The organism is Prevotella melaninogenica (assembly GCF_003609775.1).
Taxonomy (GTDB): domain Bacteria; phylum Bacteroidota; class Bacteroidia; order Bacteroidales; family Bacteroidaceae; genus Prevotella; species Prevotella melaninogenica_A.
The window spans coordinates 376,998-394,079 of record NZ_AP018050.1 but is presented as its reverse complement, the minus strand read 5'-3'; the positions used below and the strand labels follow the sequence as shown (position 1 = coordinate 394,079).

10 protein-coding genes are annotated in these 17,082 nt (G+C 41.7%); all 10 read right to left on the bottom strand.

Features of this window, described 5'->3' with window-relative positions; all coding sequences use genetic code 11:
- Positions 1 to 3: 3 nt before the first annotated feature.
- Entirely contained in the window at positions 4 to 1,410 is a 1,407-nt protein-coding gene (locus PMEL_RS08420) for a hypothetical protein (protein ID WP_120174908.1), read from the bottom strand.
- Positions 1,411 to 1,425: 15 nt separating this feature from the next.
- Positions 1,426 to 2,883 carry a hypothetical protein gene (locus PMEL_RS08415; RefSeq protein ID WP_120174907.1) on the bottom strand — a complete coding sequence of 486 codons (1,458 nt, stop codon included), beginning with the start codon at positions 2,881 to 2,883 and terminating at the stop codon, positions 1,426 to 1,428.
- 16 nt (positions 2,884 to 2,899) lie between these two features.
- Positions 2,900 to 5,323: a TonB-dependent receptor plug domain-containing protein gene (locus PMEL_RS08410; protein WP_172586778.1), complete on the bottom strand. Its 2,424-nt coding sequence runs from the start codon at positions 5,321 to 5,323 to the stop codon at positions 2,900 to 2,902.
- 757 nt (positions 5,324 to 6,080) lie between these two features.
- On the bottom strand, positions 6,081 to 8,933 hold the full coding sequence (locus PMEL_RS08405) for a hypothetical protein (protein ID WP_120174906.1): 2,853 nt from the start codon (positions 8,931 to 8,933) through the stop codon (positions 6,081 to 6,083).
- A gap of 50 nt (positions 8,934 to 8,983) precedes the next feature.
- Positions 8,984 to 9,157: a hypothetical protein gene (locus tag PMEL_RS08400; protein WP_172586777.1), complete on the bottom strand. Its 174-nt coding sequence runs from the start codon at positions 9,155 to 9,157 to the stop codon at positions 8,984 to 8,986.
- Between the two features lie 941 nt (positions 9,158 to 10,098).
- Entirely contained in the window at positions 10,099 to 10,782 is a 684-nt protein-coding gene (locus PMEL_RS08395; RefSeq protein ID WP_120174904.1) for a Crp/Fnr family transcriptional regulator, read from the bottom strand.
- Positions 10,783 to 10,924: 142 nt separating this feature from the next.
- The gene (locus tag PMEL_RS08390) at positions 10,925 to 11,665 is read right to left on the bottom strand and encodes a hypothetical protein (RefSeq protein WP_120174903.1); all 741 of its coding nucleotides are present in this window, start codon (positions 11,663 to 11,665) and stop codon (positions 10,925 to 10,927) included.
- 40 nt (positions 11,666 to 11,705) lie between these two features.
- The gene (locus PMEL_RS08385; RefSeq protein WP_120175510.1) at positions 11,706 to 13,400 is read right to left on the bottom strand and encodes a hypothetical protein; all 1,695 of its coding nucleotides are present in this window, start codon (positions 13,398 to 13,400) and stop codon (positions 11,706 to 11,708) included.
- A 22-nt stretch (positions 13,401 to 13,422) separates the two neighbouring features.
- Positions 13,423 to 14,619: a hypothetical protein gene (locus PMEL_RS08380; protein ID WP_120175509.1), complete on the bottom strand. Its 1,197-nt coding sequence runs from the start codon at positions 14,617 to 14,619 to the stop codon at positions 13,423 to 13,425.
- 16 nt (positions 14,620 to 14,635) lie between these two features.
- Entirely contained in the window at positions 14,636 to 17,077 is a 2,442-nt protein-coding gene (locus PMEL_RS08375) for a TonB-dependent hemoglobin/transferrin/lactoferrin family receptor (RefSeq protein WP_231999453.1), read from the bottom strand.
- Between the last annotated feature and the right edge of the window lie 5 nt (positions 17,078 to 17,082).

Genomic DNA, 17,082 nt, shown 5'->3' with positions numbered 1-17,082 from the left:
ATGTTACAAGAACCAGTTTCCGAAACCAGAGCCACCACCAATGCCGTGGGTCTGTACATTCTGCGAAGCTTCCAACGCATCTAATGATGACAAGCCTATTTCGTGACCTAAGTAGAAATAGAGTGGGTCGTTCGGGTCGATGGTTGTTGGGTCAGTATCAAAGCTACTGCAGAACACTTTGATAGGGATATTAAAGCGGAAAAGCTCCTTCCATTCTGAATCAGCCCCATACTCCTTTGGTTCGTCAGGGTTGTAAGCCTCTGAACAGATGAACGGACTGCGGAAGACATAGGTTGAATGGCGATTAAGATACTCGTCCTTCGGTATCAATGCCTTCTTTCCTTTCGGGCATTTCATCACTCTTACAGACAGATAGAACTTTGGTAAGAGGTAAGACGGACGTGTATAACGGCCAGCCTCGCCTGTTGCTGGGTCCAAACGACGTGTAATCTCTAATGGCCACTCTTGATGTAATTCATCGTTTTCATCGGCATCAATGTCGAAATTGAAGTGTCCCTTCAGTCCTACACGGTCTTGGTCGTAAGGTGCAACAGCCCAGTCAGCATCCTCACGGGTCAACGGTGGGAGAAGACGTTGGTTGAACAACTCACGCGCTCCGTCAGCCATTGCGTTATGAATCCACGTGTCACGATAGGTATATTCAAATATCTTTGGGGTCAGTTCGGCACGTTCCTTCCACGTCGTCTTATTCGCAAAGAGCGGAGAAGGAACTGGTGTCGTGTCGACTGTACCGCCCTTCTTCCAGTCACCAAACTTGTTCTTCTTAGGTTTCCACGTACCACGGCAGTCCATCACCTCGTAAGGATTACCCTTATCGTCGACCTCGCTCACCGTGAAGAATATCTGGTACTCATCAGAGTGGTCGAGAATATTGTCGTTCATCAGCTTACCTTCCTTATCGAAGAAGTAGAGACAGAGTCCCCAACGCTTCAGTTTCCCACCGATGATACGGATGTAATCGGGTCCAGTCTTACCATCGCTCTGTTCAAGATACGTCACCGTACTCTGGCGTTGCACCTCAACCGTAGGCCATTTTGCCGTATTGTTGCGGATAATGACAAACTCCTCCTGCTTCCAAGGGGCGTTATGATAGACGAAGTTACCATGCATCATACCGTCACCGTGGGAGTGTCCCTCCTTAAACATAGCTAAGCAGGTAGCCCAACCATTGAAGGCTCCGTCTGGGTCGGGGTTATTCACCTGCTCAGAGACCTTAACTTTCGACAGACTATCTACATAACGGTCTGCGCCACTACGTGCTAATCCCTTGCTTTCTAAGGGATTTTCGTTATAATCAACATGTACATTGCCAAACACAAAGTCGTCGCATGAGGCGAAGAGTGCGGCAACGCATGATAATAAAAGAATGTTCTTGAATATCTTATTCATCTTCCCAATTCGTTTTTACATCAATACTACGTTATGTCTGTACTGTGTGAAGAAGTCTTGTGGTTGTGTCAGCATACGCCAGAGCTGTGCCTTGTTGGCAGCAGGATAGAATCGCTTAACATCCTCAAAACACTTGTCTTCACCGTCCTTGGTATTGGCTATCACACGAACAGACAGCGGATAGTCGATATCAAAGCTATCCCAACCGGGTTGTAACTGGTTGAAATCCCATAGGAAGCTATTCTCACTATTGTTCGTATTGCAATACTTTGCAGGCTTTTCCGACTCTCCCACGTGCTGCTGTCCTTTGTTAAGAATGTGGCAGATACGCACTTGTAGCTGGAAAGCAATGTCTGATTTGTGGAACTGCATGATACCCTTAAAGCCCAAACGGTCCATGTCTGAGCCGAAGTCTAAGCTGCGTTTCTGACGCAGTAATCCCACAGTATGACCATAACGCTGGCGTGGCGACTCAGTATCTGGGTCGGTGAAGTCATCGTTATAAGCTTCTGTAAAAAGTTTTCCGAGTTCTTCTTCCACTGGATCCGTGTCACGATACTCGTATGTAAAGACCTCTGGAGTAATCTTATTTAGCTCCATTGGATCAATAGTTTTGTAGAGGTGATAGGTCTTTCCACCGAAGTTATAAGGCTGCAAAGCCTCTGGTTTTCCCGATACCTCAATCGACTTCCATGCCAACTCACTATCGAACGGCACTAAATTCTGTCCCAATGTGTAGCCATCAGGCACATAGATGTTAGAAGTTGAGAACTTTGTGGCAGCTTCCAGTGCTCCACCTTTCTCCTTGAAGGTGTATCGGTCATAATAAGTAGGTAGTGAAGCCAACAATCGTGGGTATGCCATTTGCAATCCACGTACCTCCTGTCCACGCCCTGCAGAGCTACTATCTGCCACCGCTTTGTTCAATGATGCATTACCAATACCGAAGAAATGTTGGTGAACCAGCAGTGTTGCATTGTCTTCATCAGGAACGTTATAGCCGTCCTTGTCCTTCATGAAGGGATAACCTGAGAACTGATGATTGATGAGCATACCGTTTTGGTCATAGTATTTCAGTTCTAATCCATAGTAGATATCGTCTGAAGCAATCACATCAAAGCAGTCGCGCTCTGTCGTAATCGTCATCTGTCCGTCGTCATCCTTAGCGATATCAATCTCCTGCATGACTGGGATAGAGGTCGAACCACTGACGAGATGATAGGTGTTATACGCTCGAATAGAGTCGTTTCCGTCTGGTCCAACACCAATCATTCCCCCCTTATAGCCCATTCTCAAGATGGCATGAACGGCATAAATCTGCTCATGTCCCTTCACATCTCGCTCAATAGAGGAAGGAGGGGCTTGTATAATCTTTTTGAAGAAATCGTCAACTTGGTCGTTAGAGCAACTTCCGAGGAGAAGTCCCACTGCTGCCGTGGCAAGTATGAGGCGTATGTCTTTATATAGTTTCATATTCTTTTTCAGCTAATTAGAACTTAAACAATGTGCGTAAAGAGAAGTTTGATCCGCGCTCATGGGCGTAGTATCTGAAGCGGTCGGTGTACTCCTTATAGAGTGCGTTGAGGATGTTATCACCGACAATCATAAACTTCAACTCTCTATTCTGTGGCAGTCCGATGCGGAACTCAGCCGTACCATTCAGTAGGAAATAGGCTGGTGGCGAGTCGGGAACAAGGTCTTTATCGGGATCGAAGCGGGTCTGCTTGGTCACATAGATACCTGAGAGTGATAATGATGAATGATATTTATGATTCTTCGTGAGCGGTAGGTCGTAGGTGGCAGAGAGTCCGTAACGATCTGATGGCATGAAAGGTAGCCAGTCGTTATGGGTCAAGTTGCGTGCAAACATCCATTCTCCCTTGCCGACAAAGGTCAGTCCTTGCAGTGGCTTCACGGTTGCTTCGATGTCACCACCATAGAGTTTCACATCGTCTTGGTCGTAGATAAACTTCGGATACTTACCACTTGGATGGTTGTGGAAGCGGTCCTTACCTGTTCCGATGTGGTCGTAGATATAGCTATTGATACGCTGGAAGAAGAAACTTGGCTCTATTGAGAACCATGTGTTTCTATACTTCGTACCTAACACAAGTTTATAACCACGCTCACTGGCAAGATTCTTGTTGCCTACTACCCAATAGGAACCGTCTTGCAAGCCAATGGCATAGAGCTCGTTGATATCTGGTGGACGCCATGACCAACCAATATTCGCACGTGCATCCCACTTGTCACTAAACTGATAGTGGGTGGCAAGACTCATCGTGAAGTTACTATAAAGTTTGAAGTCGTCGTAGTAGGTGTAATTGCTGAGGCTGCTATAGCCATTGACCGACAACACACGGAAGTCGTAACGCATACCGAGGGCACACTGCAACTTGCCAAACTCTGCCTTATGAAGGAAATATCCACCCATCGACAGGGCTGCAAAGTTAGGAACGAAAGCTGGCTGTTTAGTACCCGGATAGTTGAAGTTCGTTTGATAGGTATTAGAAAGACCAGCGTCAGTCGTCATCTTCCATAGTTTCCATTTCGCTTGCCAAAGTGCGTCGAACTTATAGGTTTTCAGCATCAAGTCCTGCATTGGAATCCAACTCCATTGTGTCTTCTTTCGGTTTTCGAACTCTTGACGGAGATTCTCTTGGAAGGATAGCGTGAAATTGAGGTGATGGTTAGGATTAAGTTCCCATTTCAGTTCTCCTTTTAACGTCACGTGTTGCGACTGCTGGAACGGCGGTTTGATTTCGTATGAGAAGGGTTTAACGGTCTCTGGATCAGGACGTCCGTATTCAAATCGCTTTATCAACTGTGATAGGTCGGATATCTTACTGGCGTAATAGATTCCACTTCGCTGATAGTAGATACTTGAGAAGAGGGTTGCCGTAAGCTTCTTTCCTTGCCAACCAGCTAAGGCTGAGAAGCTGATGGTGTTATATCCTGTGTTGTTCAGTACGTAGTCGGCTGTATGATAGTCGCCTCCTTTGGTGTACATTCCATGCAGGCGCAAACCAAACTGCTTATAACCCGTCTCGATAGTACCCGATCCACTGAAGCCACGCGCATTGGTATCGTAACCCATGTTGACGTTTCCATTCAGCTTAATCTTCTTGTTTTCGTAGGGTAGGGGTGCATCATTCAAGAGTACCACACCACCCATTGCACCGAAGCCATAGCGAATACACTCGGCACCTTTCACCACTTCAACCATACTTGAGCCTGTATAGTCGAGTTCTGGTGCGTGGTCGGCACCCCAACTCTGGCTTTCTAATCGTACTCCATTGTTCATCAAGAGAATGCGACTACTGTGCATACCTTGAATAACAGGCTTTGCAATCGTGTTTCCAGTACTGATAGAACTAACGCCGGGGATGGTTTCAAGGAGTTTTGCCAAGGATGTAGCACCACCTTTTTCCAATGCTTCCTGACTGATAGCGGAGGACTGTTGCAAGACACTCGTGTGTCGTTTCAGTGCCGTGACAGTGACATTATCTAATTGTTTAGAATCATCCTTCAGCTGTAAAGTTATCATGCGGCTGTCGGGGATGCTGACAACACGTGTCACCGTCTTATAACCTACGTAGGAAACCGTCAGTTTCATGCGGTCGGCAGTGCGCTTGAGTTTAATCGTACACCTACCATCGATGTCCGTCACCGAAGGATTTGAAACGCCTTCGCAGCGTACGACAGCACCGATGAGCGGCTCTTGTGACAGTTCGGAAACAACCCGAACGGTTACGGATGTTTTGACATCTTTGTCCTCATCCTCCACTGTCTCCTGCCCATGCGCAGACGTAGCATGAACGTAGGTGGGTGGGAATAAGAACAAAGAACTTAAGAGAATGGCGGATAGGTAGTATCTTACCCGTCTTTCATAGTTCACTTTTGATTTGTTCATATACTCAGATTACAAATGGTTTTTAATGAATAGACGCAATTCCCCCCTACCTTCATAGCGGAGGAAACGAGTCTATAAGGGTTTATTCAGGCATAAGACCAAGATGCAGGTGTCTACAAATAAAGTCAGCCTTACACTTTTATTTTTTAAGATTTACGACTACAAAAGTAGATAAAAGATATAGGTCGCACAATACTTAATTTTGGTGATTTGTCTAATCATTATTTTTTGGTAGTCGTAATATGGGTTCTTCTTTCTATCTTAACAATCTATTTTGTAAGAATAAAGTCACGCCTAAAATTTCAAAGATGCTCTTTAACCTTCGAATTAACGCCCTTTAGGCTTGCAAAAGATGCCCTTTAAGACCCTTACTAACGCCCTTTTGAAGTCCAATTAAGCATCTTTTAAAAAGCATATCCACAACTAATTGATAACGAAAGACTTACGATGCTGGTGAAAATGCTTATTTTTAGTCTGTTTTTTAAGTCTTTTCATGATATTTTTGTAATGATATTTCAAAGCGTAAGTATCAAAATATAAACACTAAAAATCTAAGGTTAAAGGGTAGTGAGTTTAATTCTATCTTACAGAATATACGGATAAATAGTAGTCTTTATCATAAAAATTCATTACTAATGAACTATTACACACAACGAAAAAGGCTGTATCAAAATAGGATTGCTCCTACTTTGATACAGCCTACTCAAGTAAACTATAGTAAATACAGCGTTGCGCTGCTTGCTATTTAGCCTTTGTGTTACTTCTCTGCAACTGGGCGAACTGAGAATCCGTACGCACGGATATTACGGTAAAGTGGGTAAACTGAGTTGACATCGAAGCCCATAACATTACCGTTGTGGTTGTCGTTAGGGGTAGCTGTCCAGTAATCACCAAACTTACTATAATAGCTCAAAGAACTTCCGTTTCCTGCTTCTCTAAATCCTGCAGCAGGGAAGAAGATGGTTTCTGTCTTGCTACTATTGGTCCAGAAGTTATGACCGAAGTTATTATTAAATGTCTGTGCATTATCCGTACCATCCACATTCATTCTTCCACCATTCAAACCGTTCTCTGTGAAACCTGTGAATGCATCATTAGCTGGCACACTGAAGCCAACAGGAGATGGGTCGTAAATAGTCTTTACAACAGTCTGGCTGTTTGCTTGGTTTTCGGCATACGCTGAAGTATTATTCATTGACCACAAGTTATAGAATGTATAGTACTTTGCAAATCCTGTTCCAGCATCCAGAACGTTGCCTTTATATCCTGCTGTATAATAGTTTTGTGGGTTCTGGAGGATAGTTTGCATATACATTTCGCTTCCTGCATTCCAGTTGATAGTGTTGACAGCAAGTGTAGCAGTTGTACCAGGGAAAGCATCCTTGCGACCCCACTGATACAATGTTGTATAACCAGTTCTTGTGGTAGTAGCTGGTTTCTGTGTAATGGTAATTACTGCATACTGCTTATCACCGTTATTACCCAGTGTCTGCTCAACCTTTACCTTTACAGTACGTGGAGTAGAATAAGGTGTACCCTTCCATGCAGTAGGTTTCCAACCCAATGCCTCATTGGTAAAGTCATACTTGTTGCCTTGCTTATTGGTAACTGTAATCTTGTCGAGTGCGTTCTTTGGTGCAAACCATAAATGCCAAGACCAAAGGTTGCGGTTTACATTTTCAGGAACTTCATAAGTTCTTATTATTTGTCCTCGATGATTTCTTTCTACTACAATTCTCTTTATTTGATAAATACCTTTAACAGCTACAACAGCGTTACCACTCTTGATATTCTCCTTTGTTACCTCAAACTTTATATAGGCGTTGCCATTAGCATCACGATAGATACCATTGTTAGCACCTAATTTAACAAGGTCTTTCTCATCAGACCATACGATAGATGCTGCTTCAATTTTCTGGCAAGCTCTATTGTTAGTCTTTTCTAACCAAGGGTCTGTAATTGCATTACCATCTTGGTCAACAAAATTTCTAAGCGTATTATTAGCATCGCTTCCCTTTTGATATGCACTACTATTTGTCTGACCATTCTTAATAGCATTACCATATACCAATGGAATCATATAATGTCCTGGTGCAGAGATAAGATAGCTGTTAGCTGTGTTCTGTACGGCTGCAGCACCAGTTTCATTTGAGAGGTTGTAAGGTGCAGCGGCTGTACCCAATGGTGCAGCGTTCTGAAGTCCCTTATTGCGCTCTGCTACAAGGTCTACAATGTCTGTACCCAAGGTTGCTGTAAGCTGTTCTGGTATTGTACTACCATTGCTCTGCTCCTTGCTAAGGCTCTTCAACCATGATGGTTTGGTGGTAGTCCATGAAGCACCGTTGTCAACACTATATCCAACAACCTTCCAAGCAACAGGCTGCTTGGTACCATTTACCTGACGGTAGCTCTCAATTCCATAGGTAGCCTGTGTGCCGTTGTAGGCAACAGCAGCAGGATCTATCGCATTGATAGTATAAGTCCATGTAGAATTCTTCTCGCTCAACTTATAAGTACGTGTTGTACCTTCCTTCCAAGAGCCTTTGAGAGGTACTTTTATGCGGCTGTTATCAGTAAAGATAATCTCAGCTTCAACCTTGCCATCAAGGTCCTGTGGAATCATATAGAATGTATAGTTGTCATCCAACTTTGTAAGGTTGGTTTCGTTTGAATTACTATACTTACTTCTATCTCTTACAATGCTGTTAGCATTCTCATTGGTGTTATAATTCACGTTGCTGAGCGTTACATTTCCACGTGTGTTGTATCCGCTATGATTCCATGCAGCACCCGTACCATCAAGCTTGTTAGAGAGTGTGTACTTACTCTTCAGCAATACGTTCTTGAGTGTGATGTCCTTGATTGTCTTATTGAATGAAAGGTTCTGACCAACAGCAAAACGAATGGCGGTCAAAGCGTGACGGAACTGAAGATTAGTTATTGGTGCCTGGAAACGTGTAGCATAATGCACGTTGTCAGAGCAAGCAGTCATAAGGTCTACCTGCTTTCTCACGTCAGGATTTACAGTAAACTCAAGACTTGGCGCAGCTGTTCCGTTTGGCTTAGTAAACTTAATACCATTACTGCCGTTAGTACTCTCTGGGTAGACAGCATAGAAACGGCCGTGAGGCTGCAACCATGACCAACGTCTTGTATTATGGAGTGTACCATCTCTACTTGTCTTCTCCTCGTTGAACCACTCTTTGTCAATAGTATTTGCAGCAGTACCACGAACACCAGTTGATGAGAATTCGGTAAGCTTTTGTGTTGTAACGATATTCGCACGTGTACCTGGTTCGAGCTTTACAGGGTTAACACCTTCGATGGTTGTTTCAATCAAACATACGTCGAGATTCTCTGAACTCTGTACGGCTAACTTCTGACCATCAAGGTCCTTGTCTGTCAAACCTGGAGTAATTGCACCACGTGTCAACGCACCACGAGTCTGTGCGTCTTCCTGTGAATCGCTTACGTCAAAGCGAACAACAGCTTCAGTGTCGCCATTGTTGGTGTTCTCACCCAACTCGTCATCCGCACAAGATACAGCAGAGAATGCCATACCGCCTACGAACAAAGCAGAAAGTGCTTGATAGAAAAATGTCTTCTTCATTATTCTTTAGTTTTATCTTTTACCTTTTCTAATTATCTAACAAAATTTAATTATCCAACCAACTCGTCATCGTTGTCACCAACATCTGGTATTAAGTCTATAACTTGGACATTTCCACCATTGTCACCACCAGGGCGAACATTAGGACTTGCTACTAAAATAAAGCTTTCTTCAATGATACTACAAACCGATATATTCGGTCTAAGATAGTTTTGTTTTTTCATTTTTACAGTTCTCATTTTCGACAAAATGGGCTTCGCCCGCATTAATGTGGGCTGTGAAAAATAAGACAGAAAAGAGTGGTTATGTGTTTATAATCTTATTCTTGGTATGACAAGAATCAACACTTTGTTACTCTGGGCAATTCAATCTTTTTACCTTTTAATTCTATAATTGTTGCAAAATTATAAATAATATTTGAATTAACACTATTTTATCTTATATATTTAACATCTTTTCCTTATATTGTCAATGGTAGTAGCCTATAAGTAGCAGTTATTCAGATGTTTGGTAAAGGAAAAAGAGCGGTTCTTTTTATTACTTTTATATTTATTTCCTTTGGTAAAAGAGTCTTTTTTTAACAATATGTTACTTTCCTTTTAGTAATAGATTGTGATCTTATTAGTGCCTAACACGATTGGTGTTTACCAATAGCACCACACGTGCTAAGCATTAACACATCAGTAGTAAATGATAAGAAGAATTCCTAATCATTATTATAAAAGATACAGCAAGGCATTAATTGCAAACTTATATGGAGAATGCTTATAGGGTAGTAGTTTTTCAGAATAAATCTATTTTATACTAATAGTATATCATTCTTAGAATGTTTAAAAGCCCAAAAGCAAATTATTTTATTGGGAATAAGAATTGAAAAGAGCCTCAACTGAACCTCTTTTTTTATGATCTACGATAGAAGCTTGAACGAAAATGTAGAGCAACATGCCTCCTCCACCTTGCTTTTAAGAGCGGATTTTTTTCCTTTTCACCTCCTCATTCTTACATTATAATAAAGAAGAACATTTCGGTGAGAGTGAGAGTTGTAATGAGTTGGTAATCAAAGCAAATAAAAGAAACCTTAAAAAAGCATTGCTTTTACATTGCAATAGCTATGCTTTTAGGGTGCAATTGCATTGAGATTAGAGTGCAAAAGCAATGAGATGGATTAGCCTTTCAATATCTCTTGCAAGCCATGTGCGTCGAGAATGACAATCTCTTTCTCTCGAACAAAAATTAAATTGTCGTGTTCCAGTTCGTTAAGAGTGCGTATTAACGAGCTTTTTTGAATACCAAACACATCGGCAAGTTGCCTTCTCGACAGACTAAGAGGTACCGAATCGCAATGCATTATGGTGGCCTTTCGAAGTAAAAAAGTGGCAATCTTCTCTTTAATAGAGCTCATATACACCATACGAATCTTGCTAATTAAAAAGAAATTAATATGCGATAGAATATGAATAAAGTTGTTTCGAACAGGCTCGCAGAAGCCAATTAGAAGTGAAAAGTCGTCTTTCGACATACAAAATAATACGCTCTTCTCTATCGTTTTCACTTCAACAGGAACCTCACACTCATCAGAATACACAAAAGCAGGAGCCAACATGGTGCCTGCTTTCAAATAATCTACCATTAAATGTTTGCCTTTTGCCGTGCTCATTTCAGCTGAAACAAGTCCTTCAACCACCACAATTATTTCGCAAAGAGAGTCGTTTTCTGATATAAAAACAGTTTTAGCAGGCACCTTTTTCACGCTATATCGAAGCGTGTTCAAGTGTCTTTCGATGTCGTTAGCATCTAATCCAGAAAAAAGAGCAGACGATTCGAGTTGCGAAAAAATAGTTTTTTTCATGTGTACCACCAACTTTCGTCTGCAAAAATACACACTTTCTCAATTCTTTGCCATACCTATTTTTAGGTATTTTTTTACCCTTTTGAGGTATAAAAAGAAGAAAAGGAAGTAGAAAAACGCTCTCTACTTCCTTTATTATCGATTATTTTTGTGCTTCGAAACTTATTAAGAACAAGCCATCTGATATCTCAACTAAGAGCGAAAGCTCGCTATCTGTAATCTTAGTAACACGCAAATTCTTCATTTCTAATGGTCCAATAGGTATTCTTGTGCTGATGTTTAGCACCGAATTGTTGATGGTCCATGAGCCATTTTCGTAGGTATAGTTTAGTGGACTGGTTACTGTAAAGATGAATTTGTTATTGGGTTCGAACTTAAAAGTTTTCTGTGCCACAGTCACAAACATTGCGTATGGCTTGTTATCGCTATTTGCAACAAGCACACGAGAGGTGCGAACAACCGAATTCCATGCATGTTTTGTAAGCATATTCACCAATTGTTGCTGTGTAAGTGTTTGTGTTGCAGCAGGCACTTTCAACTCTTTTAAAGTCGTTTTGGTTTCGTTCTCTTTCACAACCACCTTCAAATTCTGTTCAAATCCCACAAGCTGATCCACCTCAAATTGCTGAGTTCCGTCGGCATTCACTAAGGCCTCGCCCAACACTTGACCACGAGCTGTGGCATAAACCAATTGCAAATGGGTTTTAGCAGCAAGTCCACTCACCTTAATAGTGGCAGTTTTTGTCTGCTCATTAAGAGTCATCTGCACTGCAGGTTCTTTCTTATCAACAGGAAAATCTTCGTTTTTTGAACACGAAACAATGCTTATTGCGCCTATAAGTAGATATAGGACAACAAAAAAGTTACATGTAATTTTCTTCATAATCAAAATGGTTTAATGTTAATTTATAGTTTAATTGGGTTTAATCTTCACTCACAACATAGTTGCCATTGCCATCACTTACCAACCAAGAAGGTTTATTTTCAATCACTGTTTCCTTATTGATGTCCGCCAACTTAAAGGCATAATCGTCTTCAAACTCGCTCTTATGCTGTCGCTTAAAGTCACTCTTCTTGAGATTCTTTGGCAGTATCAGTTTCTTGATTGCCCTCTCTCCTGTACCTGAATCATGGACATAAAGGTCTTTCAAATGCGTGCAACGACTCAAATCTACGACCTCCGCTTTGGCATTACTCAACTTGAGTTGTTTCAGTGTTGCAGGGAAAACGAAGCGCTTAAACATAGGCAACTCCACATCATTTCGCGTTAAACTGCCTATATAAATATCGGCTTTAGTGAATTTTAAGCTTGAAAAGTCAAGCTCTTTTAAGTCACCAAATACCTGAGAAGGAAACAAATAAATCGAATCTATGGCTGTAGATAGCTTCATATTTGCCGAAATAAACTTTCCGTTTGAATAGACTTTAAGCTTTGAAAGGTGGCTATAGTCAAACGAATCTCCGTCATTATAGGGCACATTTCCAGAGCCACCAATATACAATTCCTCTATGTTCTTCGGCATATCCTTAGTGGCTATGGGGCTGAAAGCAGGGTTGTAAGATAAACGTTTGAGTCGATTGAGCCTTGAAAGTCCAACGAGTTCCACGCTTTGTTGTGGCACATCGCCGCGCGAAATATAGCCACCGATAGTCAAAGTATCTATATTTTCGTTCAAGATTACCTTCTTTAGTGTGCGCTGTTCCATTGAAGTTTCCACCACATAAAGCTTATGTAACGACGAGTTTGCTACGTTTATAAGCTTAAACGGCTTATTATTGTCGGCATTAGTCACAATAGATAGGCGCTGAATGGCCTTGTTATTGATAATCAATTCGTCATCGGCTGCGTCCGAATTCTCTATATCTATGTTCCTTACATGAATGTTATTGAGGCTCGCATTAGTATAAATGCCGTGCTTCAATGACAATAACCGCATCGTGTTTGAAGTCACTTTGAGATTCGAAATGTCTACACCATCGAACAGAAGTGAATCTAACTTATCATTCTTTGATAGGTCATAACCCGCCATATCAATAGGTTTGAAAGCCTTAGAAGTAAACCACCACTCATATTTCTCTTTGTCGGCAGTGAGCGAAAAGACTCTAAGTTGCTTGAGTTTATCAAGATCTTTCACCTTAGAAACAAAGCAAGAAGGGAACGAAAGCGTTTCCAATGCAGGATAATTTCCTAAGCCCCACAGCGTTGTTTCTTGGTTTGTGCCCTTCAATTCGACATAATCATAAAACGAAGTCAACGCTTTTAACTGACTCGGGGCTATCTCGTCTTTGTTCATTACCTTTAGAAACAGCGTGTCACCTGACGCTAAGATATAGCCACATCCTTGCGTTAGAGCTTCTTGATGATACTTATTATATAAGACCCAAAACCGCTTTTGCGCCTCCTCTTCAGTGAGTTTAGGCACTAATTTCTTTGCTTCTTCAAAACGATAAGTCTTCAAATACGACTCAATTCGCTCCTTTAAATATTGTTGATACTCTTGAGAGTTCTCGTTTAAGTCAATATCTTGCGTGATGATGTTTAGCAAATCACCCTTCTCACACGATGAAATTGTAGCCACAAACAATAGGGACAACAACGTATATAGATACTTTTTCATTTTCAATATGCCTTTCATTATCTTAATTTAATTTACTAACCGCGTTCTTAACTCCTACAAATTTAGAGACATCGGGCATCGAAGTCTTCAACATAAACACGTAGTGTGTCTCCTCAGGTGACGTGATTCGATACCAGTTTCCTTTGTCGGTATGCTTTATAACCTCAAAGATATAGTAGAAATGTCGCCATAAATACACTCCCTTATCTGGCGTTTTAGAAGGCCAAAAGACAGCCTGTGTCTTGTCAGTGATAAGGTTAAACATCGTTTCTCCAAAGCTTGTATAAGGCAATTCGTCTGTTTCAACGATGAGACGGCTACCATCTATTCTCCAATTTGCCGTCACAACAGGATATTTTTCCTCTTCAATCTCACTCCAATTCTTATGATATAAGTCTTTCATTAGCGTTGGAGATTGAATAAAAGCCTTATGATTCTCAGCGAAAGAGAACTTCAAACCAAAGAAGAAAGCAGGCGTTTTAGTCAGCAAATCGTCTATATGCAGCGTGCGCATAGATAGTTCCGACTTATCATCTACCTCGTCTTTATTCTCTGTTTTATAGCCTATGGTCTCCCAAGAAGTGTTGAGAAAGTCGCTCTCTGCAAGCTTATCGTGCTGCACTTTCATTGTAGAGAACCAATCTTGACTTGTAGATTTGCCGATACCGGGATAGTAGTTATCAGGTTCATCGCCATAAATCGAAGTGTTATTATAAAAGTCTAACATCAAGATTCGGTCGCCAAAGTCCAATGAAGCGGTAAGAATGCTGACGTTATCTTTAGCTTCTATGTTCTTCACTTTAAGCTTAATATTGGTATATCCCACTGGAATCTTCGTGTCGATGATAACAGTATTCTTCTCGGTTTCAGACACTTTCCACTTCCCTTGGCAAAAGATGTAAGTGCTTTCTCCAAAGGGTGGGCGGAACAATAGCGTGGAAGTGCCGTCCCGATGAAGTTCCATTCCTATCCAAGCCATAGAATAAAGCATGCTCTCAAAAGGCGAAGAAGCTTTATCTTTGAACTTAGTGGTGGTCCAAACTGTTGTGTTTTCTAAGCTACCTCCCTTATACCAACTGACATTTGTCAGCTTTTGTATGACAGGATTACTTAGGTCTGGCGTACTGTTTGTTTCATATACGTCTATCGTATTGCGCTGATCACAAGCCGAAAAGAGTAGGGTTGCGAGCAGACTGACAATGATTAATGTTCTTTTCATATCTGTTTTATTTCGTTTAAAGTTTGTATTCAAGAGCTATAGAGATATATCTCTTAGGACGAGTAAACCTACTCAATGACTTCTTTCCATCCTGAAAGAAGTAGTTTATGTTTGAAAGCAGCGCGGGATTTGTTAGTTGTCGCAAGTCATCCCAACGTAGATACTCATTGTTTAACAGGTTATATATGCCTGCCCTTAGCGTGAGATTGCGTGTCAGTTTGTAATAGCCGTAGACATCAAATGTATAGGCATTGCTCATGAATGAAGCCGGATAACGGCGTATAAGCTCTTTTCCTGCGGCGTCTTTATCCCAGAAAGTAGTTTGAGATACAGGCTTTGCAAAGAACAAATTGGCTTTAACATTGGCCTGCCAACGCCCATTTGGCGACGTATATTCAATGCCGACGTTTCCCGTTAAAGGCTGAATGCCAAGCATACTCATTCCCGATGACGACTCTCCTTCGGCATAACTAAAGGCCGATGAAAGCATAAAGCCTTGTAATCTGTCTATCCACTCACCGGGATATACCTGCAAGGCGGCATCAAATCCCATCAGATGGGCCGACGATTGATTGACATTCTTGGCATAAGAAATGCTTTTTGACCGCTGCATTAAAGGCTCTTCAATCGTCAATGTGCCTTGTTTCAGCTCTATAAAGTCTGAATATTGGTTATAATACAGGCTCAACAAATAGCCAAAACCTTTGCCCCGACCATTTAATTCGACTTCATGATTGAAAGATTTCTCGGCTTTTAAGCCCCTATTTGATAACACAACAAACGATGGCCAAAGGCTATAGAATTGGAAATACTTCTCTTCTGTGTTCGGAACTCGAAAGCCTGTAGAGAACCGATAGGATATGTTCAGCAGCGGATGGAAGGCATAAGACACCGACGTTAAAAACGAAAAGCCCGATTCTTTGTCGTGAATGGGGGCGAAATTCATGGCTACTCCCTGCATGTTTTGCAAGAGATAGCGAATATATCCCATGTTTTGTTCGCCCTCGTCTGCCTTGTCTTTCGTCAAGAAATAGTCGTATCTCACACCCAATTTCATTGTGAACTTCTTACCAAACGCTATATCATCCATCAAAGAAAGGCCGCAATTGAATCGTGTTATGGGGTTTAAGAACGAATAAGTTTGAGCAAACACCCCCATGGCTTCACCATATTTATAAACCTTTCCCATTCTAACCGTGTATCCAGTGACTGGATCTGAGGCCAAAGGAGTTTCAATATCCACGTTCCTTGCATCGCTGTTACGCTGCATTATCAATGTAGAGAGGTTAAAAATATGGCTTCCTAAGTTGCCCAAATCAAAGCGTTTGCTGTCTATATTCAATTGAATGAGCTTGTCTTTTGTAGCTTGTCCGCGATACTTCGTGTGCTTTCCCTCGTAGATGAGAGTCATATCACTGTTCACAAGGTCGAAGTTTGGACGATAAAAGTCGGTCCATGTGGTAGCATCCAAATAGGAATTTTGCAGATGAGCCTTTGCCATTAGCTTACGAACAAAGCCTTTTTCGTTCAAGTATCGATAGGAAAACGAGAGTGAACGACAAAGCGATTGGTCATGAGAATAGTAATAAGGTTTTCCATCGGCAGTGAAAGCATCTATCGGTTCGAGGGTCCAGATATCGGCATTTGTCTTGCGATTCATCGCATAAAACGACAAAACAAACTTATGATTGTCGTTAGGTGCATAGGAAAGTTTACCTAACCACGTGTTCTGATGAAAGTCCATAGGGTCTATTTGCGTAGAAGTGATGTTGCGAGTGAGCTTTCCATGCGAGAAATTTCGCAATTCATTACCATCTCTATGTGTCGCCATTAACAGAGCATCGAAATGCTTTAAGCGTACAGCACCACCCAAAAGATAGGTTCGAAGGTTCTCTTTTCCATTGTAATTGATGGTAGTTAAGAGTCCCCATTGCTTGTTTCCTTCAATCAAGTCACGTGCTTCTTTGGTAGAATAGTTCACCGTTCCGCCCAAAGCTCCCGTTCCACTTACAAACGAGTTAGCGCCCTTTTGAATTTCAACCGACGATGCAAAATAAGGGTCGAAGTCTATTCTTGAGGCGTTAGAAAGCCCATACGAGCTAAAAACTATATTGTCTTGTATCTCTGGTTGCAATACTCCATCGATGGAAATTGCCACTCTGTTGGCCTCAACTCCACGTATAGCGAAGCCTCGCATACCTCCTCTTGAACTCGAAACCGACACTCCTACCGACGGAATATAACGCACTAAGTCGTTCATATCGACAGGCATCTCCACCCGAAGTTGCTCGGCTGTGCGTTTGATTTCGCCCACATTCTTGTTGTGTTTGTCGGCCGTCACAACGACTTCCTTTATCTGTTGCGTCTTCGTTGTGTCCAATCGTGTTTGCTGTGCATGACCTTTAATCACGCCAATCAACAACAACAATGGTATCAATCTATATAGTTTATGGTTCATTTTCA